This is a genomic window from Prauserella sp. PE36 (assembly GCF_003311655.1).
Taxonomy (GTDB): Bacteria; Actinomycetota; Actinomycetes; order Mycobacteriales; family Pseudonocardiaceae; genus Prauserella_A; species Prauserella_A endophytica.
The window spans coordinates 54,798-81,351 of sequence record NZ_QEQT01000049.1 but is presented as its reverse complement, the minus strand read 5'-3'; the positions used below and the strand labels follow the sequence as shown (position 1 = coordinate 81,351).

The following is a 26,554-nucleotide window of genomic DNA, read 5'->3' as shown; positions in this document are numbered from 1 at the left end:
TAGCGCCGATCTCACACGGGGAACACGGCCGAAAGGCGGCTCTTGTCCCGTAGGCCCGACCGCAGTGAAGGCCACCTTCACTGCGGTGAATCAGGCACAGCGGCGCGCAGCGCCTCCGTCTGGGCGGTGGGGGGAGACGGGCGGGCGCAGGCATGGTGGCCTTCACTGCGGTCGATCAGGAGCTGGTGACCGCGTCGGCGACCGCGGCGCGGAGGCGGGCGTGCAGGTCCCGGTGCCGCGAACGGTCCACTCGCACCTCCACCACGCGCAGACCCGGCCGCGGGCGCAGCGCGGCGCGGAACTCCGTGAGCGTCTCGACGAGCGTGTGCGGCACGTGGTACCCGGCGCACAGCGCGGCGAGGTCGGCGCCGTGCGGCGTGCCGAAGACCCGCTCGAAGGCGTCGCTGTGCTCGGGAGCGCCCTGCTCCAGCAGCGAGAAGATGCCGCCGCCGTCGTCGTTGAGCACCACGATCGTGAGGTCGGGCCGCTGCTCGGCGGGCCCGGTGAGCAGGCCGTTGATGTCGTGCAGGAACGTCAGGTCGCCGAGCAGCGCGTACGACGGGCCGCGATGCACCGTGGCCGCCCCGATCGCCGTGGACACCGTGCCGTCGATGCCCGCGACTCCTCGGTTGCGGTGCACCAGCACGTCGGGCCGCTGCCCGCCGGCCAGCGCGACGTCGCGCGCCGGGTTGGAGGAGCCGACCACCAGCAGTGAGTCCTGCGGCAGCCCCCGCACCAGTTCGTCGGCCACGCGCAGCCCACTCGGCCACGGCTCGTCCGCGAGCAGGTCCCGCACGGTCTCGGTCGCTGCCGCGTCGGCCCGCTGCCAGCGCGCGAGCCACTCCGGGTCCGACGGCTTGGTCGGCTCGTCGAACCACTGCCCCACCTGGCGGACGTTGTGGGCGGGCGCGGGCCAGTCCGAGTCGGGCCGCACCAGGAGCACCTCGATCGACGGGTCCGACAGCAACCGCTGCACCTGCCGGAACACCGTGGGCCGCCCGATGCACAGCACCTGCTCGGGCTTGTGCGCTGCGATGAACTCCTCCACGCCCAGCACCCACGCCCCGCCGGAGATCGCGGTCGCGCCGCCGAGGCCGAGCCCGCCGGTCTCCGACACCACGGGCCAGCCGTGCTGCTCGGCCCACTCGCTCGCCGCGCGCACCCCGGCGTCGCACGCGATCACCAGCCCGTGCCGGGCCGAGGGGACCACGAACGACGGCAGCGCGCCGAAGTCGGGCAGCTCCGTCCAGCGGGCGCCCTGCGGACGGCCGTCGAGCGACTCGTACCACTCGTCGTCCCCGTCGGGCACCAGCGGCTCACGGAAGGGGACGTTGAGGTGCACCGGGCCGCAGCGCCACTCGCCGTAGGCGGCGTTCCACGCCCGGCACACCTGGCTGCGCCAGTACGCGTTCTGGCCTGCCCTGCGCTCGGCGACGGCGAGCTCGTCGAAGTAACGGACGGCGTCGCCGTAGAGGTTGTGCTGGTCGATCACCTGGTTGGCCCCGGCCGCGCGCAGCTCCGGAGGGCGGTCGGCGGTGAGCACGATGAGCGGCACCCCGGCGCGGTCGGCCTCCAGCACGGCGGGGTGGAAGTTGGCCGCCGCCGTGCCCGACGTGCACACCACGGCGACGGGCCGCCCCGTGCGAGCCGCGATGCCGAGCGCGAGGAACGCCCCGCTCCGCTCGTCGATGCGGACGTGCAGGGTGAGCTTGCCCTCGGCGGCCGCCTCGTAGAGCGCCAGCGACAGCGGCGCGTTGCGTGACCCGGGGCTCAGCACCACGTGGGACACCGTGTTGCGAACGAGCTCGTCGACGATGACCCTCGCCTGCGCGGTGGAAGGGTTCACGAGCGAGCCCCCTCAGGCCTGACGGATGAACGGCATATTCTCCCAAGCGTGCATGACGCCCAGGTATCGGAACTGTTCGACCCCGCCGCGTGGACGCAGCTGGAGGGCTTCGACTTCACCGACATCACCTACCACCGTTCCACGGAGAGCCGATCCGGCAAGCGCATCGTCCGGATCGCGTTCGACCGTCCCGAGGTTCGCAACGCTTTCCGGCCGCACACCGTCGACGAGCTGTACCGCGCGCTCGACCACGCCCGGATGAGCCCGGACGTCGGCTGCGTCCTGCTCACCGGGAACGGCCCATCACCCAAGGACGGGGGCTGGGCGTTTTGTTCCGGCGGTGACCAGCGTATTCGCGGTCGGTCCGGGTATCAGTACGCGAGCGGCGAGACATCGGACACGGTCGACCCCGCGCGGGCGGGCCGGCTGCACATCCTGGAGGTGCAGCGCCTGATCCGGTTCATGCCCAAGGTCGTGATCGCGGTGGTACCGGGCTGGGCGGCGGGCGGCGGGCACTCGCTGCACGTCGTGTGCGACCTCACGCTCGCCTCCACCGAGCACGCCCGTTTCAAGCAGACCGACGCCGACGTGGGCTCGTTCGACGGCGGGTACGGCTCGGCCTACCTCGCCCGCCAGGTCGGCCAGAAGTTCGCGCGCGAGATCTTTTTCCTCGGCCGGGCCTACACCGCCGAGGAGGCCCACCAGATGGGCGCCGTCAATGCCGCGATCCCGCACGCGGAGCTGGAGAAGACCGCGATGCAGTGGGGGTTCGAGGTGCTCGGCAAGTCGCCGACCGCGCAGCGCATGCTCAAGTACTCGTTCAACCTCATCGACGACGGGCTCGTCGGCCAGCAGCTGTTCGCGGGTGAGACCACGCGCCTGGCGTACATGCAGGACGAGGCCGTTGAGGGCCGCGACTCGTTCCTCCAGAAGCGCGAGCCCGACTGGTCGGACTACCCGTACTACTACTGATGCGCGTCGTCCGGACCGGCGGGGACCCCGCGTCGATCGGTGAGCTGCGGGCCGCGCTGCTCGCCGCGCTCGACGGGGGCCCCGCCGTCCTGCCGCTCGACCCGCGCAATCCGGCCGCGCCCGGCCTGCTCGCGGCGATGGAGCCGGACACACCCGTCGAGCCTGGGACGGCGGTGATCATCCCGACCTCGGGTTCCACGGGCGGCCCCAAGGGCGTGCTCCTGTCGCCGAAGGCGCTGCTCGCCTCGGCGCACGCGACGCATGCCCGGCTCGGCGGGCCGGGTCGTTGGCTGCTTGCCACGCCCGCGAACTACGTCGGCGGCCTCCAGGTGCTCGTGCGCGCGCACGTCGCGGGCTCGGAGCCGGTGGTGCTCGACACGTCCCGCGGCTTCGACCCGGCCGCGTTCGCCGAGGCCGCGGCCACGCTGTTCGCTTCGCCGGGCCCGCACTACACCGCGCTCGTGCCCACCCAGCTGGCCCGCCTGCTCGACGCGGGCGGCTCAGGCGCGAACGGGTTCGACGCGATCGTGCTCGGCGGTGCGCGTCTCGACGACCGGTTGCGGGAGCGGGCCGCCGAGGCGGGCGTGCGGGTGGTGTCGGCATACGGGATGAGCGAGACGGCGAGCGGCTGCGTCTACGACGGCGTGCCACTCGACGGGGTGCGGGTGCGGCTGGGGGCGGGTGACCGCGTCGAGCTCGCGGGCGACGTCCTCGCGCACGGCTACCGGCTGCGTCCCGGACTGACCGCCGAGGCGTTCTCCGGCGGTTGGTTCCGCACGAGCGACGTCGGCAGGCTCCACGACGACGGGCGGCTGGAGGTGCTGGGCCGCGCCGACGACGTGATCAACACCGGCGGCGTGAAGGTGCCCGCCGGCAGCGTGGAGCGGGCGCTCACCCGGCACGCGGGCGTGCGCGCGGCGTGCGTGGTGGCGCTGCCCGACCCGGAGTGGGGGCAGATCGTGGCGGCGGCGGTGGTGCCCGAAGGGCCGGCGCCGCCGGCCGAGGAGCTGAAGGCGCTCGTCCGCGAGGCGCTGGGCGCGCCCGGCGTCCCGAAACGGCTCGCGTTCGTCGCCGAGCTGCCCCTGATCGGGCCGGGCAAGATCGACCGCGCCGCCGTGCGGTCCACCCTGCTGGGGTAACCCGGCAGGCTGGCGTTCTACGACGGCACGTCGTGGTTCGTTGACATGCCCGCGGCCGCGGCTTTTCCTGCGGGCATGAAGCAGCGAAGACGCAGGTCAGCCGCATTGTCGGCGATCATCGGACTGGCACTGACCTTCCCGGCGGCGATGGCCGATGCGGACGAAACGGTCAGCTGGACCCTCGACCCCGCACCCGGGCCCGTCGTCCGCGCGACGACGGACCCGTTGGGACTCGGCGTCACCGACCACCCCGTCGAGCACCTCGACGTCGGCGTCAACTCGGTCACCACCACGGCGCCCGGACCCGGCGCGGCCGTGGACGTGCGAGGGCTGCGCGCCGACGGCACGTGGTCGGAGTGGATCGAGATCGGTGAAAGCGCGCCAGCCGTGCTACCCGAGCGCACGACGTCGGTACAGGCCCGCGTGGTGACGACCGCCGGGGGTGAGCCGAAGCCGGTGACCCTCACGGCCTGGCACGACGCCTCGGCGGAGGCCGGTGGCACGGCGCACGGCACGACGTTCCGGATCTTCGCCACGCGCGAGGGTCTCGTCGGCGGCACCACCGCGAACGGGCACGTGATCACCGAGCGGGACCACTTCGTCGCGCTGCCCTCCCGGCGCGGCCTCGCCACCCGCGCCGGGGGCGACTACACGGTCAAGGTCTGCACCATCGGCAACCAGCGCTGTGAATGGGCGCCGGTGTGGGACGTCGGGCCGTGGAACACCAAGGACGACCACTGGAACCCCGGCCGCGAGTCGTGGCGGGACCTGCCGCACGGCGTGCCGCAGGCGCAGGCCGCCTACCAGGACGGCTACAACGGGGGCCGCGACCAGTTCGGGCGGAAGGTGAAGAACCCGGCGGGGATCGACCTCGCCGACGGCACCTTCTGGGACGGCCTTCGCCTCGCCGACAACGCCTGGGTGAACGTGACCTACCAGTGGACCGGGCACGGGCCGTGGGGCACCGTCGAGGCGCCGTGGGCGCTCAACGTGCGCACCGGACCCTCGCTCTCGGCGCCGCAGGTGGGCTTCGCCGCACCGGCCGCGCGGGTGCGCATCGAGTGCGTCGCCGTCGGGCAGTGGCAGGCGGGCTCCCAGGGCCACTCCAACCGCTGGTACCGCCTCGCACCCGGCATGTACGTCTCGGCCGCCCACATCCGCGAGGCCCTGCCCGCCCCCATGTGCTGAGCCAACCCCACCCGCCGCGCACCGGCCACCCAGCCGCGGTGAAGGCCACCTTCCCTGCGGTCGGCACCGCGTGGAGATCGGCATGGCGAAGAATGGCGGTATGGCAACCGTTGCGGAGTGGATCGAGGGGGCGCGGCCGCGGACGTTGCCCAACGCCGTCGCCCCCGTCCTGGCCGGCGTCGGCGCGACCGTACAGCTCGGCGCCTTCTCGTGGTGGCAGTCGCTGCTGGCGCTGCTCGTGGCGCTCGCGCTGATCATCGGCGTCAACTTCGCCAACGACTACTCCGACGGCGTGCGCGGCACCGACACCGAGCGCGTCGGCCCGCTGCGGCTGGTCGGCTCCGGCGTTGCCAGGCCGAAGGTCGTGCTCGCCGCCGCACTCGCCTCGCTCGGCATCGCCGGGGTGCTCGGGCTCGTGCTCGTCGCCGCGACGGGCACGTGGTGGCTGCTCCTGCTGGGCGCCGCGTGCATCGCGGGCGCCTGGTTCTACACCGGTGGCCGCAGGCCCTACGGCTACGCGGGTCTCGGCGAGGTGGCCGTGTTCGTCTTCTTCGGCCTCGCCGCCGTGCTCGGCACGGTCTACGTGCAGGCGGGCACCGTCAGCTGGGCGGCACTCGGCTGCGCGGTCGCCATCGGATCGCTGTCCACAGCGGTGCTCGTGGCCAACAACCTCCGCGACATCCCCACCGACCGCGAGGCGGGCAAGCGCACGCTGGCCGTCAAACTCGGCGACGCCGGAACCCGGCGGCTGTACCTCGTGCTCGTGAGCGTTCCGTTCGCGGTCACCGTGGCGCTCGGCATCGCGAGCCCACTCGCGTTCGTGGGCCTGCTCGCCGCGCCACTGCTGGCCGTTCCGGTGCGCACCATCGCGGGCGGCGGCTCGGGCAGGGCGCTGATCCCCGTGCTCGGCGGCACCGGCATGGCCATGCTGGCCTGGGCCGTGCTGACCGGCGGCGCGCTCGCTTTCAGCTAGGGAACCGGCCCGTCTCCAGGAACCGCTCCATCGCCGCGCGGTGCGGCGCGAGGTCGTGGCCCTGCTCGGCCACCCACGCGTCGTCGTAGTAGGTCTTGGCGTAGCGCTCCCCGCCGTCACACAGCAACGTGACGACGCTGCCCTGCTCCCCCTCGGCGAGCATCCGCGAGATCAGCGTGAACGCACCGTAGAGGTTGGTGCCGGTCGAACCGCCCGCCCAGTGCCCCGTGCGCTCCCGCAGGAACCTGATCGCCGCCAGCGAGCCCGCGTCGGGGACCTGGAACATCTCGTCGATGATCTCCGGCACGAACGACGGCTCGACGCGAGGCCTGCCGATGCCCTCGATCCGCGACGGCATGCCGGTGGCGTAGTCCATCGCGCCGGTCTCCCACGCGCCGAAGAACGCCGAGTTCTCGGGGTCCACCACGGCGATCCTGGTGTGGTGCCTGCGGTAGCGGACGTACCGGCCGAACGTGGCGCTCGTGCCGCCCGTGCCCGCGCCGACCACGATCCACGACGGCACCGGGTGCCGCTCCGACCGCAGCTGCGTGAACACCGACTCGGCGATGTTGTTGTTGCCGCGCCAGTCGGTGGCCCGCTCGGCGAAGGTGAACTGGTCGAGGTAGTGCCCACCGCATTCGGCGGCGAGCCGCTCGGCCTCGGAGTACATCGCGGGCGGGGCGTCCACGAAATGGCACCGGCCGCCGTAGAACTCGATGAGGTCGATCTTCTCCTGACTCGTCTTGCGCGGCACCACCGTCACGAACTCGAGCCCGAGCATCCTGGCGAAGTAGGCCTCGGAGACCGCCGTCGAGCCGCTGGAGGCCTCGATGAGCACCGTGTCCGGCCCGATCCGGCCGTTGACGAGGCCATAGAGGAACAGCGAGCGCGCGAGCCGGTGCTTGAGCGAGCCGGTGGGGTGCACGGACTCGTCCTTGAGGTAGAGGTCGATGCCCCACTCGGAAGGTAAAGGGAAGACATGCAGGTGCGTGTCGGCACTGCGATTGGCGTCGGCCTCGAGGACCCGGATGGCCTCACGGACCCACGCGGCGGTGCTCTCGCTCACTCCGTCTCCGGGGTGTCACCGCGCAGCTGCGCCCGCAGCGCGGCCCGTTCGCGGGCCCGGTTCTCGTTGCGGGCGGCCAGCCCGGCCGTGACGCGGGCGTTGAGCTTGCGGAGCAGGAGGAGGCCGAGCGGCAGGCCGACGACCAGGCCCACCGCCAGTGCCACCAGCAGCGGCACGCCCACCAGCACGAGAATCGCGGCCACCACGCCCACCAGCACGAAGCGCGCCAGCACGTACAGGGTCAGGTCGCGGGCGAGGTGCTCACCTGGTCGTTCGCTCACGTTCTACGAGGCTACCCCTGGTCGAGGCCGGTGTTGTTGGGGCGGCCCTCGAACCGGGTCGACAGCACGACCGTGGTGCGCGTGCGCGCGACACCGTCGATGCGGCGGAGCCTGCCGAGGGTGTGTTCCAGCTCGTCGACCGTCTCGACCCTGACCTTGACGACGAACGCCTCGTCGCCCGCGACCGCGTAGCAGCTCTCCACCTCGGGCAGCTCCCCGAGCGCGACGGCGACCTCGTCGTCGGAGGCGGTGTCGGTGGGCTGGATGCCGACGAGCGCGGTGACCCCGAGGCCGACTCTGCGCGGGTCGACCACGGCGTGATAGCCGGTGATCACCCCGGCGGCCTCGAGTTTTCCGACGCGTTCGTGTACGGATGAAGCGGAGAGGCCGACGGTCCTGCCGAGCTCGGCGTAGGTGGCCCTGCCGTTGTTCCGGAGCTCGGCGATGATCTTGCGGTCGAGTTGGTCCACGGGCCAAGGCTAGATCCAGGTGAACCGTGTCCGAACCGGCCCTTTTGTCCCTTACTACCTCTTTACCCTTTGACAACCGTTCGAGTACCCGACGGGTGAAGTGCAACGATTGCGGCGTCGAAGACCAGGCACGCCGGTTGTGAAGCCCGACGCGCTCTCGGTATGGCACTGATGGTGTGAAGGAGGCGGAAAGTGACCGCGACCACGGGAGGACGGCTACTGACACCGGGCGAGGTCGCCGCGTTGTTCCGGGTGGACCCGAAGACGGTGACCCGCTGGGCGACGGCTGGGCGGATCGGCTCGATCCGCACCCCAGGAGGGCACCGCAGGTTCCGCGAGGCCGAGGTCAACGAGCTCCTCGCCGAGCTGACCACTGACGCCAGCGAGCCCAAGCGCGCCTGATCCGGCGACCGCGCGATGGTGGTGACGGAGGGCAACCCTCCAGTGCCGCAGGGCACCCTCCGCCCCCCGAACCCGGCAAAAGGGTTAATCTCGAGGTAAGCACAGTCCACCTCGCGCAGCATACGAAGGGAGCGAGCATGCTCTACCTGCTCGCAGCGATCGGCGCGCTGACCATCGCCGTCCTGTTGTGGCGGGTGTTCGGGGCCGAACGCGTCGGCGTTCCGCAGCGCCCGAGTGCCGTCGCTCCCGACGACGACCCGGATTTCCTTCGCAAGCTCGGTGAGCAGCGCCCGAAGAAGCCCGACGAGGACGACAAGGGCTGACCTGGCCGCGGCTGACCTGCCCGCTGGGCCTCAGCGCACCATCCGGTCGGCGGCGAAGCCGTCGGCAACCGTCGCGGCGAGTTCGAGCAGCGCGAGCCTGGTGGCCTCCTCGAGGCGTTCCAGCTCGATCTCCGCGCCTTCCTCCAGGTGCGGGTCGAACGGGATCCGCACGACTCCCCTCGTCCGCGCCGCGAAGTGCGCGGCCAGCTTGTCGAGGTCGACCGAACCCGCCTTCGGGCGCACCGAGTTGATTACCGTGACCGAACGTTTGACCAGGTCACCGTAGCCGTGCGCGTCGAGCCAGTCGAGCGTGGCCGACGCGCTGCGCGCACCGTCGACCGAGCCAGACGACACGATCACGAGCGAATCCGCCGAGTCCAGCACGCCCTTCATCGCCGAGTGCATCAGTCCGGTGCCGCAGTCGGTGAGGACGATGTTGTAGAAGTGCTCCAGCAGCGCGACCGTGCGCCGGTAGTCGTTCTCGGAGAACGCCTCCGAGACGGCCGGGTCCTGCTCGCTCGCGAGGATCTCCAGCCTGCTCGAGCCCTGTGACGTGTAGGCCCGCACGTCGCTGTAGCGCGTGATCCGGTCGGCGTCGCGCAGCAGGTGCCGCACGGTCGCCGTGGTCTCGATCGGGATCTTCTGCGACAGCGTGCCCCGGTCCGGGTTCGCGTCCACCGCGATCACGCGGTCGCCGCGCAGCGACGCGAACGTGGAGCCGAGCGTGGTCGTGGTGGTGGTCTTGCCGACGCCGCCCTTGAGGCTCAGCATCGCGATCTTGTAGCAGCCCCGCAGCGGCTGGTTGACGCGCGAGATCAGCTCGCGGCGCCTGCGGTCGGCCGGGCTCTCCCCCGGGTTGATCAGCTTGCCCGTGCCCAGGTAGAGCGCCTTGCGCCAGCCCGACTGCGGGGTGCGCTTCATGCGCTTGACGAACTGGCCGCCGGTGAGGTCGGCGCCATTGCCGAGCGCGTGCCGCGAGCGCTGCGGCTGCGGCAACGGCGGCAACTGCTGACCGCCCTGCTGTGGCGCCGGCGCGTACGGGTGCTGGTGCTGTTGCCGGGGCTGAGCGGGCTGCTGCGCCTGCGGGGCCAGCGGGGGCAGGTTCGGGTCGTACGCCGGCTGCTGCGGCGGGTACGCGGGCCGCTGGGGCGGCTGCGCAGGCGGCACGGCGGGGTGGGGCGTGGAATCCGTGCTCGCCTCGGACGAGAGCGGCTGGTCCTGCCCGTTCGGGTCGATGGGTCCGGTCACCGCGTCATTCCTCCGATGGTCGCGAGGTTGTCCCCCTTACCTTCACCCGCGACGGTAGTCGGTGCCACCTCAAGACAGCATGTTGCCTAGGCGTACGAGTGAAGACCGACCGTCACCAGGTTCACGAAGAACAGGTTGAAGACCGTCGCCGCGAAGCCGATCACGTTGATCACCGCGGCCCGGTTGCCCCGCCAGCCCGCCGTCGCCCGCGAGTGCAGGTACGCGGCGTAGATGACCCAGGCGATGAACGCGACGGTCTCCTTGGGGTCCCAGCCCCAGAACCGGCCCCACGCCGCCTCGGCCCACACCGCGCCGCACAGCACGCCGAAGGTGAACACCGGGAACGCGAACACCGTGGTGCGGTAGGCGATCCGGTCGAGCACGTCGAGTGCGGGCAGCTTCGGGCCGAACCGCGCGAACTTGGCGGGGTTCTTCTCGTTGCGTGCCTTCACCAGGTACAGCAGGCTCGCCACGCCGGGGATCAGGAAGATCCCCGAACCGACCGCGGCGGCGGAGACATGGATGACCAGCCAGTACGACTGGAGCGCGGGCTGCAGCGGCGCGGCGATCGTGTAGAGCCACGTGCCGCCCACGAACATCAGGATCACGACCGGCAGCAGCACGAACGCCGACAGGTGCCGCACCGGGGACTTCCGCAGCACCACCAGCCACGTCACCACGGTGACGAAGCAGATGATCGCGATGTACTCGTACATGTTGCCCCACGGCGCGCGGCTCGTCGCGAGCCCGCGCAGCACGAGCGAGGCCAGGTGGAGCAGGGCACCGAGGACGGTCAGCGCCACGCCCATGCGGCCGATGCGCTCGGCCCTGGTGCGCGGCTTCGTCGGGCGCTCCTCGCTGGTCGACGGCGTGACCGTGGTGCTCGGGCCGCCCGCGCCGACCAGCTCACGCGAGCGGGTGCGCGCGGCGGCCTGGCGCCCCTTGCGGCCGAAGGACTGTTCGACGAGGAAGAACACCATCGCGAACACGTACACCGCTACCGCTGTGGTGTAGGACCAGTCGCTGTACTGCGACAGCGTCTCGTTCACCGGCATCAGGGTGCCTTTCTGTCACCGGTCAGGAGGTCGTCGGCGATCTTGGCGAACTCCTCGCCGTACCCGGCTTGATCCGTGCGGGCGAGACCGCCCACCTCTACTACGGTACGTCGTTTCCCGTCCGCGTCCTCGACCGGGGCCACCCGGACCCACAGCCTCCGGCGCTTGATGAACAGCGAGCCGCCGAGCCCGGCGAACATCGCGATCGCGAAGCCCAGCACCCACACCTGGGTCGGGTCGTGCGACACCTGGAGCGACACCCACTGGTCGACGCCGTCGAAGCGCACCTTCGTGCCGTCGTCCAGGGTCAGCTGCTCGCCGACGTCGAGGTTCTCCCTCGCCACGCGCTCCAGCCGTCCGCTGTCCACCATCGACTGGTCGATCTCGAAGATCGACTGGCCGCGGCCGGAGTCGACGCCGAGGTCGCCGCGCATCACGTCGACGGCCACGGCGGGGTTGGTGAGCTGGGGGCCCGCCGAGGTGAGGATCTCGCCGTGCATCAGCGCGTTCGGCGCGAACAGTCCGGTCACCGCGAGCTGGTTCTGCCTGCGCTCCTCGGCGTCGGTGATGCCGGGCGGCTCGAACTTCGTCGCGCCCTCGGAGAGGCCCGTGGTGTTGTCCACCGGCCGCCACTGGATGGCCTGCGTCCGGCTGGTGCCGTCGGGGAAGGTGACGGTGAACGTCGGGGCGAAGCCGTGGTCGAGCAGGTAGACGCGGTCGCCCTCGGTGCGCAGCGGCTCGTTGACCTCGAGGTGGTACGGCCGCCAGGTGTCGGCGGCGAGGTCGGCTCCGGACTGGTACTCGATGTTCGCCTCGTAGGCGATCGGCTGGCCGGTGTCGGCGTAGGTCGCCGCGAAGTCGTTGACGCGCAGGCAGAACGGCGTCAGCTCGGTGCCGTCCACGCGAAGGCCAGGGTTGAACGAGTCGTAGGCGTAGATGCCGGAGTTGCAGAACTCGGAGGCCTCGGAGCCGTCGGCGAAGACGATCACCTGGCCCTCGTAGGAGTACATCGCGCCGAGGGCGAACGCGACGATCACGCCGAGCATGCCGAAGTGGAAGAACAGGTTGCCGGTCTCGCGCAGGTACCCGCGCTCGGCGCTGATGCTGCGGGCGCCCTCCGTTTCGTCGCGCTGAACGCGGCGCCAGCCGCGCAGGCGCCGGTCCGCCGCGGCGAGCACCTCGTCGGGGTCGGCGTCGACCTCGGCGCGCACGTGGTGCGGGAGGCGGCCGAGGTTGCGCGGCGTCAGCACGGGCTTCGCCCGCATGGAGCGCACGTACTCGACGCTGCGCGGCGCGAGGCAGCCGACCAGCGACACCATCAGCAGCAGGTAGATCGCCGAGAACCAGACGCTGGAGTAGACGTCGAAGAACTGCAGCCGGTCGAGCAGCTGTCCCCACCAGCCGTGGTTGGCGATGTACTCCCGCGTCTTCGGCTCGTTGAGGTCGTGCTGCGGCAGCAGCGCGCCGGGCAGGGCGGCGAGTGCGAGCAGGAACAGCAGCACCAGCGCGGTGCGCATCGACGTGAGGCCGCGCCACGTGTTGCGAAGGAACGCCAGCGCGCGGCGGGCGGGGGTGGGCCGGTACTGCTTGCGCTCCGGCGTGACCGTGCTCGTCACAGCGGGAGCCTCACGTCGCTGATGAACGCGTCGCGCATCCAGGCCACCAGCTCCGCCCACAGGCCCGTGACGAGGAGCACGCCGACGGCGAGCAGCAGCACACCGCCGAAGATCTGCACGCGGCGGCCGTTGCGGCGCAGCCAGTCGGTGGCGCCGACCGCCCACCTGGCGCCCGCGGCTATCAGCAGGAACGGCACGCCGAGGCCGAGGCAGTAGACGAGCACGAGCACGAAGCCGCGCGCGCCGGTGCCGCCGCTCGCGGCCGCGATCGAGAGCACGCCCGACAGCGTCGGCCCGATACACGGCGTCCAGCCGAGCCCGAACACGGCGCCGAGCACGGGCGCGCCCCACAGCCCCGCCTTGGGCACGTGGTGCGAACGGACGTCGCGCTGCAGCCCGGGGATCAATCCGAGGAACACCAGCGCCATCGCGATCGTGAGCACGCCGCCGATGCGCTGCAGCGTCTGCTCGTTGGTCAGCAGCGCGTCGGCGAGCCAGACCAGTGTGCCGACGCCCGCGGTGAAGACCACCGTGAAGCCGAGCACGAACAGCGCGGCGGCGCCGACGACCGCGCCGCGGCCCTTCTTGCGATCCTCGTCCGGCCGCACGGCGGGCGCGTCGGAGCCGACGAGCGCGGCGAGGTAGGCGAGATAGCCCGGAACGAGAGGCACGACACACGGCGAGGCGAACGAGACCGTGCCGGCCAGGAGGGCCACGGCTGCCGCGAGCAGCAGCGGGCCGGACATCGCCAGCGCGGTCGGATCCACGACCTTCAGAGTAAGGAATGGGTTTCGTGTGAAGTCGCAGGGTCCGGGTCGCGTCTGGACGATGCCGTCCACCGCCACGCGAGACACCACGCTGGTCCCTGCTGATCCCTCGCCGCCCGGCGGAGGACCGCCGGCCACGACCTTGCCGCCACGTATTGCTCCCCTGCTGTTCACCACCGCTGGCTACGTTGCCGATCATGCGATCTTCTGGGGTATCCCGCCGCTCACTGCTCCTCGGCGCCGCCGGCGGCGCCGGGCTCGCCGTCCTCGGCGGCACCGCGCACGCCCGGCCTCGGCGCCCGCTCCGCGTGGTCGTGGCCACCAACGAGCCGTGGGGCACCTACCACGTCGAACCCCTGCTCGCCGAGGCCGCCCGCCGCGGCTGGCGACTGACCCAGCTCGTGCCGGACCTCTCCGGGATCGAGCCCGGGGGACCCGTGCCCGTGGCGACGCCGGAGCAGGTGCGTCAAGCCGACCTGCTCGTGGTGACGGGCGCGGGCGAATGGCCGGTGAGCTGCGCCGAGCGCTTCCCCCGGCTCCCGCTCGCGGTGAGCTCGCTCGCCTACCTCGGCCCCGCCGAGGCCGAGCTGGCCCACCGGCTGCGCAGGCGGCTGCGGCGGATCACGTCGTCCTCGCCCGCCGAAGGCCGCGCGTTCGCGAGCTACCTCGGCACGAGCCGCAAGATCCACGTGGTCGGCTCCCCGCAGACCGACGAACTCCCGGAACGCAGGCCGGAGCCGGGTGTGGTGCTGGTGGCGACGAGCGTCACACACCCCGACGGCACGGGCGGCGCCGCGCCGGGCACCGAGGTGCTGCTGGAGTCGGCGGAACGGCTCGCCGCCGCGGGCAGGCACATCCTCGTCGGCCTGCACCCGCGCGAGGACCGCTCCCTGTGGGACCGCTTCGAGATCAGCGACGTGCCCACCCTGCGGGCGTCCGCGCGCGCCGAGGCGTGCATCGGCATCCCCGGCACGGTCTTCCCGCTGATCGCGGCGGTCGGCACACCGCTCGTGGGCGTCACCGACCCGGCGCTGCGGGTGCCGCAGTACCTGCTCGACGTGTGCTCGTCGACCGTCGATGACGCGACGCAGGCGGTACCCGCGGTCACCGGCGCCCGGCTGCCCGACGAGCGGACGCTGGCCGACGCGGTGAGCCCGGTCGGCGGCTCAGCCGCCCGGCTGCTCGACGCCTGGCGCCTGGCCGCCCTCGGCGGCAAGCCGGTTCACCACGGGAATCACGTCGGTCGCGAGGAGGTCGCGTAGGAAGATGGCGGCCACGCGCTGCTGCTGGTCCACGATGATCGTCGAGGGCACCACGTTGCGCGGGTAGCCGGAGAACTGCAGCAGGGACCTGCCCGACGGGTCGTAGATCGACGGGTAGGTCAACTGCCGGTTGCGCATGAAGTCCTGCGGCGCGGAGCGGTCCGGGTCGCGGACGTCGATGCCGAGCACCTGCACCTTGTCGCCGAGCTCGTCCTGCACCCGCTGCATCTCGGGGGCCTCGGTGCGGCACGGCCCACACCACTGGCCCCAGACGTTGAGCACCACGACCTTGCCGCGGTAGTCGCGAATGGACAGTTCCTTGTTCTCGTCGAACAGGTCCTCGCCCGAGACTTCGGGCACCGGCTGGCGATCGGCGCCCTCGTAGAAGATGTCGGTCTTGCCTCCGGGCGCGACGAACTCGAAGCTCGTGCCGCGCGAGACGGCGTCGTCGCCCGTGGTGCAGCCCGCGAGGACGAGCGCCGCCGCGAGCAGGAGTGCCAGTGCCCGTCTCATGCGCCGGTCACCGTGGGATCCGTGGAGCCAGCGGGCTCGCTGTAGACGATGTCGGTGAGCTCCTCGCCGGTGAAGACGAGCGTGGTCAGCGACGCGAGCGAGCACTGTCGCCTGCGTGGGTCGTGCCAGAGCCGCTTGCCCTCGAGGAACCGGCGCAGCGTCCAGATCGGCAGCTGGTGCGACACGCACAGCGCCTCGTAGCCCTCGGCCTGCGCGCGGGCCCGGTACACGGCGCCGAGCATGCGGTGGGCGATCTCCACGTAAGGCTCGCCCCACGACGGCACGAGCGGGTTGCGCAGCTTGCCCCAGTGCCTGGGCTGGCGCAGCGCCCCGTCGCCGACGCCGACCTTGAGGCCCTCGAACCGGTTCCCGGCCTCGATCAGCCGCTCGTCGGTGGCGATGTCGAGCCGGTGCGCTGCCGCGATCGGCGCCGCGGTCTCCTGCGCGCGCTCCAACGGAGAGGCCACGACGTGCACCAGCCCGTGCCCGGCCAGCGCCTCGGCCACGGTCAGCGCCTGCTGCCGGCCCCGCTCCGAGAGCACGAACCCGGGCATCCGGCCGTAGAGCACGCCGTCGGGGTTGTGCACCTCGCCGTGGCGTAGCAGGTGCACCAGCGTCTGCTTGCTCATGGGCGCTCCGCCGCCGCGGCCGCGCGCGCCGCCTGCTTCAGTGCGGTCTCGATCACCTCGAACGCGGCGTCGTCCATGGCGGCGTTGACGAACCACGCCTCGAACGCGCTCGGCGGCGCGTAAACGCCCCCGTCGAGCAGCGCGTGGAAGAACGGCGCGAACCGCCAGGTCTCCGCCGCCGCGGCGCCCGCGTAGTCGTGCACCGGCTGCTCGGTGAAGAACACGCTCACCAGGTTGCCCGCGTAGGCCACGGTGTGCGGCACGCCCTCGGCCGTGAGCGCCCGGCCGAAGAGGTCGCCGAGCCTGCGCGCGTTGGCGTCGAGCGCCCGGTAGACGTTCTCGTCGGCTGCCCGCAGCGTGGCGAGCCCCGCGGCGACCGCGACGGGGTTGCCGGAGAGCGTGCCCGCCTGGTAGACGGGGCCGCTCGGGGCAAGCTTGGCCATCACGTCGGCGCGCCCGCCGAACGCGGCCGCCGGCAGCCCGCCGGACATGACCTTGCCGAACGTGTAGAGGTCGCCCGCCACGCCGTCGAGGCCGTACCAGCCCGCGGCCGAGACCCGGAAGCCCGTCATGACCTCGTCCATGATCAGCAGCGCGCCGTGCTCGTGGGCCAGCTCACGCAGGGCGGCGTTGAACCCTTCGCGCGGGGCGACGGCGCCCATGTTGCCCGCGGCGGCCTCGGTGATCACGGCGGCGACCGAGTCCGGGTTCTCGGCGAAGGACTTCCGCACGGCCTCGATGTCGTTGTAGGGCAGCACGATCGTGTCGGCCGCCTGCGCGCCGGTGACGCCGGGCGAGGTCGGCAGGCCGAGCGTCGCCACACCGGAGCCCGCCTGCGCGAGCAGCGCGTCGACGTGGCCGTGGTAGCAGCCGGCGAACTTGATGATCTTGGCGCGGCCGGTGAAGCCGCGGGCCAGCCGGATGGCGCTCATCGTCGCCTCGGTGCCGGAGTTGACCAGGCGCACCTGCTCGAGCGGCCTGACCCGGCGAATGATCTCCTCCGCGAGCTCGACCTCACCGGTGGTGGGCGTGCCGAAGGAGAGACCGGACGACGCGGCGTCGCGGGCCGCGCCGACGACGTCGGGGTGGGCGTGACCGAGGATCATCGGCCCCCACGACGACACCAGGTCGACGTAGCGGTTGCCGTCGGCGTCCCACAGGTGCGGGCCCTCGCCGCGCACCATGAAGCGGGGCGTGCCGCCCACCGCGGCGAAAGCGCGAACCGGCGAGTTGACCCCGCCGGGCGTGGCCGAGGCGGCGCGTTCGAACCAGGACTTGCTCTGCTCGACTCCTGTCACGCCTGCCAGTCTGGCAAAGCCGGGTCAGCCTTCGGCGACCTGCCCGTTGTCGCGTGACTTGCGGTACCTGCGCCTGCGCGTGCGCACGCCGAGCAGTGCCTGCCGGATCGCGTCGACCACCAGGATCCCGGCCAGCCCGCCGAGTCCGATGGCGAGCGCGATCCAGTTGCCCGCGTAGACGCGGGAGACGAGCTCGGTACCGTCGTCGAGGCGGACGATGACGGTGGTGAGCGAGTTGTCCCAGGCGAGGAACGCGACCCAGACAGCCACGGCGGCCACCACGACCTCGCACGCGGCGACGAACAGCCGCCACGGCTGGTGGAGCCGCTCGGTGGAGTAACCGGGTACCGCTGGCCAGACGACGTCGCTCACGGCGTGCAGTCTTTCACGGCCTCGCGCAGGGCGTCGCGAAACGCCTCCTCGTCACTCGCCCAGGCCAGCACCCTGGTGCCGTCCTTGAGCCTCACCGGCACCTCGGCGTACTTGCGCGGCACGCTCAGCCCGCCGCCGAGCACCCGCGTGCCCGGCTTGGCCTCCTCGTCCGGCAGCGACGCGATGTCGGCGATCTTCAAGTGCTCCCGGCCCTGCGTCAGGTGCGTCGAAGTGACCCTGACGGCCAGGAACCGGCGCCGCGCGTACACCCACACCGCCGTGAGCCACAGCAGGCCGAGCCCGGTGACGATCCACATGAGGGTGTGCGGGCGGTCGCCGATGATCAGCTCGGAGAGAAACCCGAGCACCGCGAACAGCGGCCCCCACACCAGGGGCCAGCCGCTCGCGCCGCGCTCGGAGTACAGCTCCGTCGTCACAGTGTCTTGGGCACCTTGGGGAAGTAGTCCTGCACGCTCGGCAGGTACATGATCGCCACGGCGACGATCGAGACGAGCGCCGAGGCGAGCGTGATGATGTTGGAGAACAGCACCATCTGGAAGATCAGCGACACCGCGGCCAGCACGGTGAGGATCGTGCGCGCCGAGCGGGTGCCCTCGCGGGCCTTCCAGGCGAAGAGTGCGAAGAGCACCGCGAACACGATCGCGCCGACGAACAGCGTCCACAGCAGCGAAGTGGCGCCCGAGGCCAGCTGCTCCTCCGAGATGCGCGGGTCGTTGTTCATCTCGACGAGCCGGTCGATGATGTCCTGCTTCGCCGTGAGCGTCAGCCCGAAGCCGGCGATCAGCACGAGCCCGGACAGCAGCCACAGCACGAACGACACCTTGATCGGCGTCGGCGGGTTGACGGGCTCCCGGTCCTCGCCGCTGAAGCGGGGCGCGGGCGGCAGGCCCTTCTTGCGCCGCTGGTCGTCCGTTTCGTCTGAGTCGGTCACGCCTGCAGACCTTAGTCCAGCCAGGTCGCGGCCTCGGCCGCCCAGTACGTGAGCACCATGTCGGCGCCCGCGCGGCGGATCGAGGTCAGCACCTCGAGGATCGTGCGCCGCCGGTCGAGCCAGCCGTTGGCGGCGGCCGCCTCGATCATCGAGTACTCGCCGGAGATGTTGTACGCGGCCACCGGCACCGGCGACAGCTCCGCGGCCGCCTTGATCACGTCCAGATAGGACAGCGCGGGCTTGACCATGATCGCGTCGGCGCCCTCGGCGAGGTCGAGCTCGATCTCGCGCAGCGCCTCGCGGGCGTTGCCAGGGTCCTGCTGGTAGGTCTTGCGGTCGCCCTTGAGCTGCGAGTCGACAGCCTCACGGAAGGGGCCGTAGAACGCGCTGGCGTACTTGGCCGAGTAGGCGAGGATGCCGGTGTCGGCGTAGCCGGCGTCGTCGAGCGCCCTGCGGATCACACCGACCTGGCCGTCCATCATGCCGCTGGGACCGAGCACGTGGGCGCCCGCCTTCGCCTGCGCGATCGCCATCTCGGCGTAGCGCTCGAGCGTGGCGTCGTTGTCGACGGCGCCCGCCTCGTCGAGCACGCCGCAGTGGCCGTGGTCGGTGAACTCGTCGAGGCACGTGTCGGCCATCAGCACGGTGTCGTCACCGAGCTCGGCGCGCAGGTCTCGCAGCGCGACGTTGAGCACGCCGTTCTCGTCGGTGGCGCCGGAGCCGACGGCGTCGTGGACCTTCGGAACGCCGAACAGCATCAGCCCGCCGACCCCGGCGCGCACCGCCTCGACGGCGGCCTTGCGCAGGGAGTCCCTGCTGTGCTGGACGACGCCCGGCATGCTGCTGATGGGGCGCGGCGAGTCGGCGCCCTCCGCGACGAACATGGGCAGGATCAGCTGACGTGGCCGCAGCGTGGTCTCGCTGACCAGGCGCCGCATGGCCGCCGTACCCCGCAACCGGCGAGGCCGATGCTCAGGAAACACCCCGCACACGCTACTCCGCCACGAACGTCCCATTCACCGCGCCCACACCGGCCCCCAAGGCCACCTTTGTTGCGTTGAACGCACCTAAGGTGGCCTTGGGGGGCGGTCAGGCGAGGCGGGCGACGGCGGCGAGGACGCGGTCCCAGAAGGGGTCCGCGTCGAGGGTCACGGCGACCTTCGCGTTCGGGGGTTCGCCCAGGTAGCCGTGTAGGTCCACCACCGTCGCCCCGCGCGTGAACTCGCCGTGCAGCTCCACGGCCACGTGCGCGTCCACGCACTCCACCAGCGCAGGGTCGAGCGCCCGCGCCACCGCCACCGGGTCGTGCAGCGGCGGCGCCTCGAAGCCGAACAGCCGCCGGTACGTCGAGCCGAAGAACGTCATCAGCTCCACGCACGTCCGCCCCAGCGCGCCGCCGAGCCCCTCGAAGCGGGCCACCACCTCGGGCGTCACCAGCGCCTGGTGCGTGACGTTCAGCCCACACATCGTCACCGGCACCTCGGCGGCGAACACGATCGCCGCCGCCTCCGGGTCCACGTAGACGTTCGCCTCTGCGTAGGGCGTCACGTTGCCGCGTTCGGTCGAGCCGCCCATCAGCACGACCTCACGGATGCGCTCCGCGTCCTCCGGGTACCGCGTGAGCAGCAGCGCGATGTTGGTGAGCGGGCCGGTCGGCACGATCGTCACCGGCTCGGGGTGCGTGGTCAGTATCCGGTGCATCAGCTCCACGGCGTGCTCGCCGCTCACCCGCACCGAGGGGTCACCGAACGTCGGCCCGTCCAGCCCGGACTCGCCGTGCACGTCGTCGGCGATCCGCAGCGGCCGGGTCAGCGGGCGCGGGCACCCGGCGGCGACGGGCACGTCGGTGATCCCAGCGATCGTGCACACGCGCAGCGCGTTCAGCGTGGTCTTCTCCAGCGTCTGGTTGCCGCCGACCGTCGTGATCGCGAGCAGCTCCAGCGCCGGGTCACCCGCGGCCAGCATGATCGCGATCGCGTCGTCGTGCCCTGGGTCGCAGTCGAGGATGATCGGGGTCATGGTCGCTGAGCCAACCGGCCCCGCAACGGCCCCGCAAGGCGGCGATCGGCCCTAGTCTGGCCCGATGAGCGCCGACGTACTGAACCTCACCAGGGAACTCGTGGCGGTCGACACGATCGGCCACGCCGAGAGCACCGCGCTGGCCGTGGTGGCTCCGCTGCTGGAGAAGGCGGGCTTCACCGTGGACGTCGCCGAGCACGAGCCGGGCCGGGGCACGCTCATCGCGGAGTGGCACACCGGGCTCGACCAGCCGCCGCTGTGCCTGTCCGGCCACGTCGACACGGTGCCGCTCGGCGCGGCGTCGTGGCAACACGACCCGTTCCACGCCGAGCCCGACGGCGACCGTCTGCACGGCAGGGGCACGAGCGACATGAAGGGAGGGGTGGCCGCGATCGTCGCCGCCGCGACGAAGGTCGCCGCTCTCCGGCCGAGCCGGGCGGGCCTGCGGCTGGTGCTGACGGCCGCCGAGGAGACCGGTTCGGCCGGTGCCCGGCTGGCCGCGGAGCGGCTGGCGGGACGGCCAAGCGGACCGCTCGTGATCACCGAGCCGACCGGCAACGCCGTCTTCCACGGCCACAAGGGCGCACTGTGGCTGTCGGCGAGGACGGCCGGGGTGACGGCGCACGGCTCGATGCCGCACCTCGGCGACAACGCGGTCTACAAGCTCGCGCGGGCCGTGACGCGGCTGGAGTCCTACGCCTTCGACGCGCGGCCGCATCCGGTGATGGGCGGGCCGACGCTGAACGTGGGGACGTTCCACGGCGGGCTCAACACCAACTCGGTGCCCGACAGCGCGGAGGCGACCGTGGACGTGCGCACCGTGGCCGGCCAGGACCACGGCGACGTGCTGGCGAGTCTCGCCGAGCGGGCGGGTGACGAGGTGCGCCTGGCCCCGCTCGTGGACCTGCCGCCGGTGTGGACGGAGCCGGGTGACGCGTGGGCGGCGTCGGTCGCCGAGATCGCGCGGGAGATCACCGGCCACGGCGACGGGACGCCGCGCGCGGCGACCTACTTCACGGACGCCTCGGTGCTGACGCCGGCGTTCGGGCTGGTGCCGACGGTGATCTGCGGCCCCGGCGAGGCCGAGCAGGCCCACGTGACCGACGAATGGGTGTCGATCAGGAAGCTCGTCGAATCGGTGGCGATCCTGGAGCGGGTGGCCGTCGCCTGGTGCGGCACGTAGTACCCCAGAAGCACCCAAGGCCACCTTTGTTGCGTTCAACGCAACAAAGGTGGCCTTGGGGAGCGTTACCCGCTCAGGAGCGGCGGGCGCGCTTGGCCTTGCGGGGCGGCGGGAGAGCGCCCTCGGCACGCAGCTTGGCCGCGTGCTCGGCGAGCGCGTCCACCAGCTCGATCACGTTTGGCTTCTCCGGCTGCACGTCCACGCGCAGGCCGAACTCCGTCGCCGTCTCGGCCGTCTTCGGGCCGATGCACGCCACGAGCGTGCGCGCGTGCGGCTTGCCCGCGATGCCGACGAGGTTGCGGACCGTGGACGACGAGGTGAAGCACACCGCGTCGAAACCGCCGGTCTTGATCATCTCGCGGGTCTCGGCGGGCGGCGGAGCGGCACGCACGGTGCGGTACGCCGTCACGTCGTCGATCTCCCAGCCGCGGTCGCGCAGCCCGGCCGACAGGGTCTCGGTGGCGATGTCGGCACGCGGCAGCAGCACGCGGTCCACCGGGTCGAGCACGTCGTCGTACGGCGGGAACTCCGCGAGCAGGCCCTCGCTCGACTGCTCACCGCTGGGCACCAGCTCGGGGATGATCCCGAACGAGCGCACCTTCTCCGCGGTCGACTCCCCGACGCAGGCGATCTTCACGCCGGAGAACGCGCGGGCGTCGAGCCCGAACTCGGCGAACTTCTCCCACACCGCGCGCACCGCGTTGGTGGAGGTGAACACGATCCACTGGTAACGGCCATCGACGAGGCCCTTCACCGCGCGCTCCATCTGCGCGGGGCTGCGCGGCGGCTCCACCGAGATCGTCGGCACCTCGTGCGACGTCGCGCCGTGGCTGCGGAGCCGGTCGGCCATGTCGCCCGCCTGCTCCTTGGTGCGCGGCACGAGCACCTTCCAGCCGTACAGTGCGCGCGACTCCCACCACGACAGCTTCGAGCGGTTGCCGACGACGGAGCCGATGCTCACCACGAGCGGGCCGACGAGCTCACCCGCGTCCGCGGCCAGCGACGCGAGCGTCGAGTCCACGGTGCGCTGGGTGTTGATGGTGCCGTTGGAGGTCACGGCCACCGGGGTCTGCGGCGCGAGACCGTGCTCGACCAGCGCGGAGGCCGCCTCGGCGAGGTGGCTCGACGTCGCGTGCAGCACGATCGTGCCCGGCGTGCCGGCGAGCCCGGCCCAGTCGACGTCGCCCCGGACGTCGACCTCGGTGTGGGCGCCACCCAGCGCCACGCCCGCGTAGGCGGGCACGGCGGCACCGGGCGAGACACCCGGCACCACGTCGAACACGGCGCTCGTGCGTGAAACCGCCTGCACCTCGGACACCACGGCGGGCTGGGTCAGCGGGTCACCGGCGACGAGGCGCAGCACGAGGCGGCCCGCCTTCGCCTCGGTGGTCAGGTCCTTGGCGACGTCACCCGGCTCGCCGACGGCGGGGCGGACCTCCGCCTCCGGGCCCGCGAAGGCGAGCACGCCTGCCGGCACATCCGGGTCCGTCACCACGAGCTCGGCCTTCGCGAGCAGCTCCTGGGCACGGACGGTCAGCAGTCCGGCGTCGCCGGGGCCCGAGCCCACGAAGGCGACGCGCCCCGTGGTCTTGCGTGCGCGGGTCATCTACTTCGTCTCTCCTCTGGTCGGCCGTCAACCACCGCAGCGGCCGAATCGTTCTTCGTGCGTGCTGTTGAACTCAGCGGGACCTCAGCGGGACAGGGCCCCGGCACCGAGGTCGAGCAGCTCGGCGGCCAGGTCGCGGCCGAGCTTGTCCGCTTCGTGTTTCTCGGCGATGGCCGAGGCACGGAGGATCTGGATGGAGTCACCTTCGACCCCGGTGGCGGCGATCCCACGCAGGGAGAGGCGTTCGATCACAGCCCCATCACCGTCCAGGTCCTCCACGACATCGGCCAGTGCGCCGACGGGCGCGCTGCAACCGGCCTCGAGCGCGGCCAGCATGGCCCGCTCAGCGGCAACGGCCGCCCGTGTCGCTTCGTCGTCCACAATGGACTGAAGCAGGTGTTCGGTGTCCACGTCGTCGACGCGGGTCTCGACAGCCAGCGCACCCTGCGCGGGGGCGGGCAGCAGCTGGATCGGGTCGAGCGTCTCGGTGATCACGTCGAGCCTGCCCACCCTGGAAAGGCCGGCGCGCGCGAGCACCACGGCGTCCAGCTCGCCGGAGGTCACCTTGCCGATCCGGGTGTCGATGTTGCCGCGGATCGGCACGACCTCCAGGCCGAGGCCGAGCGCACGCAGCTGTGCGGTACGGCGCGGCGAGCCGGTGCCGATGACCGAGCCGGGCGGCAGCTCCCCGAGGGTGAGGCCGTCGCGGGCGATCAGCGCGTCCCTCGGGTCCTCGCGCGGCGGCACGGCCGCGAGCGAGATCCCGTGCTCGGGTGCGGTCGGCAGGTCCTTGTACGAGTGAACGGCCACGTCGACCTGCTTGGCCAGCAGCGCCTCCCGCAACGCGGAGGTGAACACGCCCACGCCGATCTCGGCGATCGGGGCGCTCGACCGGTCGCCCGGCGTCGACACCGTGACGATCTCGACGCGCTGGCCCGCGTCCTCGAGCTTCTTCGCGATAGTTCCGGTCTGCGCCACGGCGAGCTTGCTGCTGCGGGTGCCGATCCGGATAACACTGCGCCGCGCAGCGGCTCCGCCAGGGGAGGCGGTCGGGCGGCGGGAGGGACTGTCAGCCACGCTTGTCACCGTCGATCTGATCGTGCTTGGAGCCTGCCGAGGGGCTGGACACGATGCTCGGCGCCTGCGGGTCGAGCTCGAACAGCTCGCGCAGCGCGTTGGCGTAGTCGGTGTCCTGCGTCTCGGCGGCGAGTTGCTTCACGCGCACCGTGGGTGCGTGCAGGAGTTTGTCCACGACCCGGCGGACCGTGCGGCCCAGCTCGTCGCGGACGGCCGCGTCGAGCTCGGGCAGCCGGTTGTCGAGACGCAGCAGTTCGGCGTCCACCACCTCGGCGGCGCGCTTGCGCAGCGCGGTCACGGTGGGCGTGACGGCGGAGCTGCGCTGACCGGCCAGGTAAGCGCGCACCTCGTCGAGCACGATGCCGGCTGCCTTCGCGGTCTGCCGCTCGGTGGTGCCCCCGCCGGACTCACTCATCCGGCGGCGGACGGTCTCGAGGTCGACGACGCTGACACCGGCCACGTCGGCGACGGCGGGCTCGACGTCCCGCGGCAGGCCGAGGTCGCAGATCACCACGGGGGCGTCCGCGCGAGGCACGACGTGCTCGACACCGAGCACGGCACCCTTGGCTCCGGTGCACGCCACCACGACGTCGGCCTGCGCGAGCGCGTCGGCGAGCCCGGCCATCGGCACGGCGCGTGCGGGCACGCCCTGCTCGGCGACCGACGCGGCGAGGCGCTCGGCGTTGGCGAGTGTGCGGTTGGCCACGGCGATGTCGCCGATGCCGGCCTTGCGCAGCTGCGAGGCCGCGAGCGCGCCCATGGAACCGGCTCCGACGATCAGCGCGCGCTGCCCGGCCAGCTCACCGGCGGCGGCGAGCGCCTCGGAGACCACCGAAGCGCCGAGCGCGTCGAGGCCCGTCTCGGTGTGCACGCGCTTGCCGACGCGCAGCGTCGTCTGCACCAGCTCGTGCAGGACGCGGCCGACCGTGCCCGCCTCGCGGGCCGTGGCGTAGGCGGAGCGGACCTGGCCGAGGATCTGGGTCTCGCCGACGACCATCGAGTCGAGCCCGGATGCGACGGAGAACACGTGCTCCACCGCGGCCCCCGCGTAGTGCACGTAGAAGTTGTCGTAGAGCTCCTGCGCCTCCATGCCGGCCTGGCGGGCGAGGACCTCGGAGATGTCGGCGAGGCCGCCGTGGAACGTCTCGACGACGGCGTAGACCTCGATGCGGTTGCAGGTCGACAGCAGCATGACCTCGGACACGTGGTCGGTCTGCTGGAGTTCGTGCAGCACCTTGCCCAGCTCGGCGGCGGGCACGGCGGCGCGCTCGAGCGTGGTGAGGTCAGCGGTCCGGTGGGACAGCCCGATCGCCAGGATGCTCACGACGACACCACCGCCCCGTTGCCGGCTGCGCTGTTGACGGCCGAGTCGGCCACCTTGCCGTTCGGCTCGTTGTCCGCCCTCCGAGCGACGTGGAAGGACAGGATCTGCAGTTCCACAGCCAGGTCGACCTTTCGCACCTCGACATGTTCCGGCACTTGCAGCACCACCGGAGCGAAGTTCAGGATGCACTGCACCCCGCCGGCGACGAGCCGGTCGCACACCGTCTGAGCTGCGGCTGGCGGCGTCGCGATGACCCCGATGGAGATCTGGCGATCGGCGCACACCTGCGGGATGTCGTCGAGGTGTGTCACCGGAATGCCGCCCACCGGCACCCCGATCAGGTCCGGGTCGATGTCGAAGAGCGCCTCGACCGGGAAACCCCTTCCGGGGAAGCCACCGTAGTTGGCCAACGCATGTCCGAGGTTACCGATTCCCACGACGGCGACCTTGTGCTGGCGTGTGAGACCCAGCACGCGCTCGATCTGGCCGACGAGGACGGCGACCTCGTAACCAACGCCACGTGTGCCGTAGGAGCCGAGGTAGGAGAGGTCCTTGCGGAGCTTGGCGGAGTTGACCCCGGCGGCGGTGGAGAGCTCCTCGCTGGAGACGGTGGTAGCGCCCTGCTCGGCCATCGCGGAGAGGATCCGCAGGTAGACGGCGAGGCGGGCGACGGCGGCCTCGGGAATCGACTTGGCGCGGACCTCGGGGTCGGCGCCGTTCTCCGCGACGGCGGGGATCTCGGCGGTGGGGGCGTTGTCGGCGTCGGGAGTCGCTCCACCTCGGGTGCGCTTGTGCGCGGCGGCTCCGTTGCGCCGGCCCCGCTGTGCCACCACGCTGGCTCTCCTGTCGCCGAGTTCGAGAGATCAACCCTTGACCGAGCGCGCGCGACGGTGTTCGATACCCGGCGCAGCGCTTGGTGGCAATACGGTAGTTCATTTGTGAACGCAGGCACAAAGCGGCTGGTTAACCCCCT

The 26,554-nt window shown here is 71.9% G+C and carries 28 protein-coding genes; 8 read left to right on the top strand and 20 right to left on the bottom strand.

The window, feature by feature from the left end; all coding sequences use genetic code 11:
- Nucleotides 1-175: 175 nt before the first annotated feature.
- A complete protein-coding gene (menD, locus tag DI005_RS10560; protein ID WP_113642001.1) occupies nt 176-1,846 on the bottom strand; it encodes a 2-succinyl-5-enolpyruvyl-6-hydroxy-3-cyclohexene-1-carboxylic-acid synthase in 1,671 nt (556 codons plus the stop codon).
- Nucleotides 1,847-1,894: 48 nt separating this feature from the next.
- Between menD and DI005_RS10555 the strand changes: the two genes are divergently transcribed.
- From DI005_RS10555 to DI005_RS10540, 4 genes are all read left to right on the top strand, one after another.
- Nucleotides 1,895-2,818, top strand: coding sequence for a 1,4-dihydroxy-2-naphthoyl-CoA synthase (locus tag DI005_RS10555; RefSeq protein ID WP_112266512.1), 924 nt, complete (start codon nt 1,895-1,897; stop codon nt 2,816-2,818).
- Nucleotides 2,818-3,957, top strand: coding sequence for an o-succinylbenzoate--CoA ligase (gene menE / locus DI005_RS10550; protein ID WP_113642000.1), 1,140 nt, complete (start codon nt 2,818-2,820; stop codon nt 3,955-3,957). Before DI005_RS10555 ends, menE begins: the two co-directional genes overlap by 1 nt.
- A gap of 75 nt (nt 3,958-4,032) precedes the next feature.
- The gene (locus tag DI005_RS10545; protein WP_147263836.1) at nt 4,033-5,145 is read left to right on the top strand and encodes a hypothetical protein; all 1,113 of its coding nucleotides are present in this window, start codon (nt 4,033-4,035) and stop codon (nt 5,143-5,145) included.
- 100 nt (nt 5,146-5,245) lie between these two features.
- Nucleotides 5,246-6,118, top strand: a complete 873-nt coding sequence (locus DI005_RS10540) for a 1,4-dihydroxy-2-naphthoate polyprenyltransferase (protein WP_113641998.1) — start codon at nt 5,246-5,248, stop codon at nt 6,116-6,118.
- Here the strand turns inward: DI005_RS10540 and DI005_RS10535 are convergent.
- From DI005_RS10535 to DI005_RS10525, 3 genes are read right to left on the bottom strand one after another with little or no spacing between them, the layout of a single operon-like run.
- Nucleotides 6,111-7,184, bottom strand: a complete 1,074-nt coding sequence (locus DI005_RS10535; RefSeq protein WP_112266504.1) for a PLP-dependent cysteine synthase family protein — start codon at nt 7,182-7,184, stop codon at nt 6,111-6,113. The two genes, DI005_RS10540 and DI005_RS10535, sit on opposite strands and share 8 nt — an antisense overlap.
- Nucleotides 7,181-7,465, bottom strand: a complete 285-nt coding sequence (locus tag DI005_RS10530) for a DUF4229 domain-containing protein (protein WP_112266502.1) — start codon at nt 7,463-7,465, stop codon at nt 7,181-7,183. Before DI005_RS10530 ends, DI005_RS10535 begins: the two co-directional genes overlap by 4 nt.
- 11 nt (nt 7,466-7,476) lie before the next feature.
- Entirely contained in the window at nt 7,477-7,935 is a 459-nt protein-coding gene (locus DI005_RS10525) for an Lrp/AsnC family transcriptional regulator (protein WP_112266500.1), read from the bottom strand.
- Between the two features lie 192 nt (nt 7,936-8,127).
- Here DI005_RS10525 and DI005_RS10520 point away from each other — a divergent pair, with 192 nt between their 5' ends.
- Nucleotides 8,128-8,337: a BldC family transcriptional regulator gene (locus tag DI005_RS10520; protein WP_112266498.1), complete on the top strand. Its 210-nt coding sequence runs from the start codon at nt 8,128-8,130 to the stop codon at nt 8,335-8,337.
- A gap of 137 nt (nt 8,338-8,474) precedes the next feature.
- Entirely contained in the window at nt 8,475-8,660 is a 186-nt protein-coding gene (locus tag DI005_RS10515; RefSeq protein WP_112266497.1) for a hypothetical protein, read from the top strand.
- Nucleotides 8,661-8,690: 30 nt separating this feature from the next.
- Here the strand turns inward: DI005_RS10515 and DI005_RS10510 are convergent, their stop codons facing one another.
- From DI005_RS10510 to DI005_RS10495, 4 genes are all read right to left on the bottom strand, one after another.
- Nucleotides 8,691-9,908 carry a MinD/ParA family protein gene (locus DI005_RS10510; protein ID WP_112266495.1) on the bottom strand — a complete coding sequence of 406 codons (1,218 nt, stop codon included), beginning with the start codon at nt 9,906-9,908 and terminating at the stop codon, nt 8,691-8,693.
- Between the two features lie 86 nt (nt 9,909-9,994).
- A complete protein-coding gene (ccsB, locus tag DI005_RS10505) occupies nt 9,995-10,963 on the bottom strand; it encodes a c-type cytochrome biogenesis protein CcsB (protein WP_113641997.1) in 969 nt (322 codons plus the stop codon).
- A complete protein-coding gene (locus DI005_RS10500; RefSeq protein WP_113641996.1) occupies nt 10,963-12,579 on the bottom strand; it encodes a cytochrome c biogenesis protein ResB in 1,617 nt (538 codons plus the stop codon). The genes ccsB and DI005_RS10500 overlap by 1 nt, the downstream gene beginning before the upstream one ends.
- Nucleotides 12,576-13,325, bottom strand: coding sequence for a cytochrome c biogenesis CcdA family protein (locus DI005_RS10495; RefSeq protein WP_112266824.1), 750 nt, complete (start codon nt 13,323-13,325; stop codon nt 12,576-12,578). Before DI005_RS10495 ends, DI005_RS10500 begins: the two co-directional genes overlap by 4 nt.
- Nucleotides 13,326-13,543: 218 nt before the next feature.
- Between DI005_RS10495 and DI005_RS10490 the strand changes: the two genes are divergently transcribed.
- The gene (locus tag DI005_RS10490) at nt 13,544-14,608 is read left to right on the top strand and encodes a hypothetical protein (RefSeq protein WP_233520079.1); all 1,065 of its coding nucleotides are present in this window, start codon (nt 13,544-13,546) and stop codon (nt 14,606-14,608) included.
- On the opposite strand, the gene DI005_RS10485 is transcribed toward DI005_RS10490, so the two are convergent.
- From DI005_RS10485 to DI005_RS10450, 8 genes are all read right to left on the bottom strand, one after another.
- The gene (locus DI005_RS10485) at nt 14,513-15,121 is read right to left on the bottom strand and encodes a TlpA disulfide reductase family protein (RefSeq protein ID WP_112266475.1); all 609 of its coding nucleotides are present in this window, start codon (nt 15,119-15,121) and stop codon (nt 14,513-14,515) included. The two genes, DI005_RS10490 and DI005_RS10485, sit on opposite strands and share 96 nt — an antisense overlap.
- Nucleotides 15,118-15,750, bottom strand: a complete 633-nt coding sequence (locus DI005_RS10480) for a histidine phosphatase family protein (RefSeq protein ID WP_112266473.1) — start codon at nt 15,748-15,750, stop codon at nt 15,118-15,120. The genes DI005_RS10485 and DI005_RS10480 overlap by 4 nt, the downstream gene beginning before the upstream one ends.
- On the bottom strand, nt 15,747-17,048 hold the full coding sequence (gene hemL, locus DI005_RS10475; protein WP_113641995.1) for a glutamate-1-semialdehyde 2,1-aminomutase: 1,302 nt from the start codon (nt 17,046-17,048) through the stop codon (nt 15,747-15,749). Before hemL ends, DI005_RS10480 begins: the two co-directional genes overlap by 4 nt.
- Nucleotides 17,049-17,072: 24 nt before the next feature.
- Nucleotides 17,073-17,420 carry a hypothetical protein gene (locus tag DI005_RS10470; protein WP_113641994.1) on the bottom strand — a complete coding sequence of 116 codons (348 nt, stop codon included), beginning with the start codon at nt 17,418-17,420 and terminating at the stop codon, nt 17,073-17,075.
- Complete coding sequence (locus DI005_RS10465) at nt 17,417-17,857, bottom strand: hypothetical protein (RefSeq protein WP_113641993.1); 441 nt, start codon at nt 17,855-17,857, stop codon at nt 17,417-17,419. Before DI005_RS10465 ends, DI005_RS10470 begins: the two co-directional genes overlap by 4 nt.
- Nucleotides 17,854-18,372 carry a hypothetical protein gene (locus DI005_RS10460; RefSeq protein WP_112266465.1) on the bottom strand — a complete coding sequence of 173 codons (519 nt, stop codon included), beginning with the start codon at nt 18,370-18,372 and terminating at the stop codon, nt 17,854-17,856. The genes DI005_RS10465 and DI005_RS10460 overlap by 4 nt, the downstream gene beginning before the upstream one ends.
- 11 nt (nt 18,373-18,383) lie before the next feature.
- A complete protein-coding gene (gene hemB / locus DI005_RS10455; protein WP_112266463.1) occupies nt 18,384-19,355 on the bottom strand; it encodes a porphobilinogen synthase in 972 nt (323 codons plus the stop codon).
- Nucleotides 19,356-19,461: 106 nt separating this feature from the next.
- On the bottom strand, nt 19,462-20,391 hold the full coding sequence (locus DI005_RS10450) for a nucleoside hydrolase (protein ID WP_113641992.1): 930 nt from the start codon (nt 20,389-20,391) through the stop codon (nt 19,462-19,464).
- 64 nt (nt 20,392-20,455) lie between these two features.
- Here DI005_RS10450 and DI005_RS10445 point away from each other — a divergent pair, with 64 nt between their 5' ends.
- Nucleotides 20,456-21,574 carry a M20 family metallopeptidase gene (locus DI005_RS10445; protein WP_113641991.1) on the top strand — a complete coding sequence of 373 codons (1,119 nt, stop codon included), beginning with the start codon at nt 20,456-20,458 and terminating at the stop codon, nt 21,572-21,574.
- Between the two features lie 73 nt (nt 21,575-21,647).
- On the opposite strand, the gene DI005_RS10440 is transcribed toward DI005_RS10445, so the two are convergent.
- From DI005_RS10440 to DI005_RS10425, 4 genes are all read right to left on the bottom strand, one after another.
- Nucleotides 21,648-23,180 (bottom strand): bifunctional uroporphyrinogen-III C-methyltransferase/uroporphyrinogen-III synthase, encoded by a 1,533-nt coding sequence (locus tag DI005_RS10440; RefSeq protein WP_112266457.1) that lies wholly within the window; start codon nt 23,178-23,180, stop codon nt 21,648-21,650.
- An 84-nt stretch (nt 23,181-23,264) separates the two neighbouring features.
- Nucleotides 23,265-24,191 (bottom strand): hydroxymethylbilane synthase, encoded by a 927-nt coding sequence (hemC, locus tag DI005_RS10435; protein WP_113642043.1) that lies wholly within the window; start codon nt 24,189-24,191, stop codon nt 23,265-23,267.
- 58 nt (nt 24,192-24,249) lie between these two features.
- On the bottom strand, nt 24,250-25,581 hold the full coding sequence (locus DI005_RS10430; protein WP_113641990.1) for a glutamyl-tRNA reductase: 1,332 nt from the start codon (nt 25,579-25,581) through the stop codon (nt 24,250-24,252).
- The gene (locus DI005_RS10425) at nt 25,578-26,414 is read right to left on the bottom strand and encodes a redox-sensing transcriptional repressor Rex (protein ID WP_112266453.1); all 837 of its coding nucleotides are present in this window, start codon (nt 26,412-26,414) and stop codon (nt 25,578-25,580) included. The genes DI005_RS10430 and DI005_RS10425 overlap by 4 nt, the downstream gene beginning before the upstream one ends.
- Nucleotides 26,415-26,554: the final 140 nt, after the last annotated feature.

What these genes read in the sequence shown, in the direction of transcription:
- DI005_RS10440 (WP_112266457.1), bottom strand. Translation starts at nt 23,180, where the DNA reads ATGACCCGCGCACGCAAGACCACGGGGCGCGTCGCCTTCGTGGGCTCG.
- DI005_RS10540 (WP_113641998.1), top strand. Translation starts at nt 5,246, where the DNA reads ATGGCAACCGTTGCGGAGTGGATCGAGGGGGCGCGGCCGCGGACGTTG.
- DI005_RS10515 (WP_112266497.1), top strand. Translation starts at nt 8,475, where the DNA reads ATGCTCTACCTGCTCGCAGCGATCGGCGCGCTGACCATCGCCGTCCTG.
- DI005_RS10545 (WP_147263836.1), top strand. Translation starts at nt 4,033, where the DNA reads ATGAAGCAGCGAAGACGCAGGTCAGCCGCATTGTCGGCGATCATCGGA.
- menE (WP_113642000.1), top strand. Translation starts at nt 2,818, where the DNA reads ATGCGCGTCGTCCGGACCGGCGGGGACCCCGCGTCGATCGGTGAGCTG.
- DI005_RS10485 (WP_112266475.1), bottom strand. Translation starts at nt 15,121, where the DNA reads ATGAGACGGGCACTGGCACTCCTGCTCGCGGCGGCGCTCGTCCTCGCG.
- DI005_RS10445 (WP_113641991.1), top strand. Translation starts at nt 20,456, where the DNA reads ATGAGCGCCGACGTACTGAACCTCACCAGGGAACTCGTGGCGGTCGAC.
- DI005_RS10450 (WP_113641992.1), bottom strand. Translation starts at nt 20,391, where the DNA reads ATGACCCCGATCATCCTCGACTGCGACCCAGGGCACGACGACGCGATC.
- DI005_RS10480 (WP_112266473.1), bottom strand. Translation starts at nt 15,750, where the DNA reads ATGAGCAAGCAGACGCTGGTGCACCTGCTACGCCACGGCGAGGTGCAC.
- DI005_RS10495 (WP_112266824.1), bottom strand. Translation starts at nt 13,325, where the DNA reads ATGTCCGGCCCGCTGCTGCTCGCGGCAGCCGTGGCCCTCCTGGCCGGC.
- DI005_RS10490 (WP_233520079.1), top strand. Translation starts at nt 13,544, where the DNA reads ATGCGATCTTCTGGGGTATCCCGCCGCTCACTGCTCCTCGGCGCCGCC.
- ccsB (WP_113641997.1), bottom strand. Translation starts at nt 10,963, where the DNA reads ATGCCGGTGAACGAGACGCTGTCGCAGTACAGCGACTGGTCCTACACC.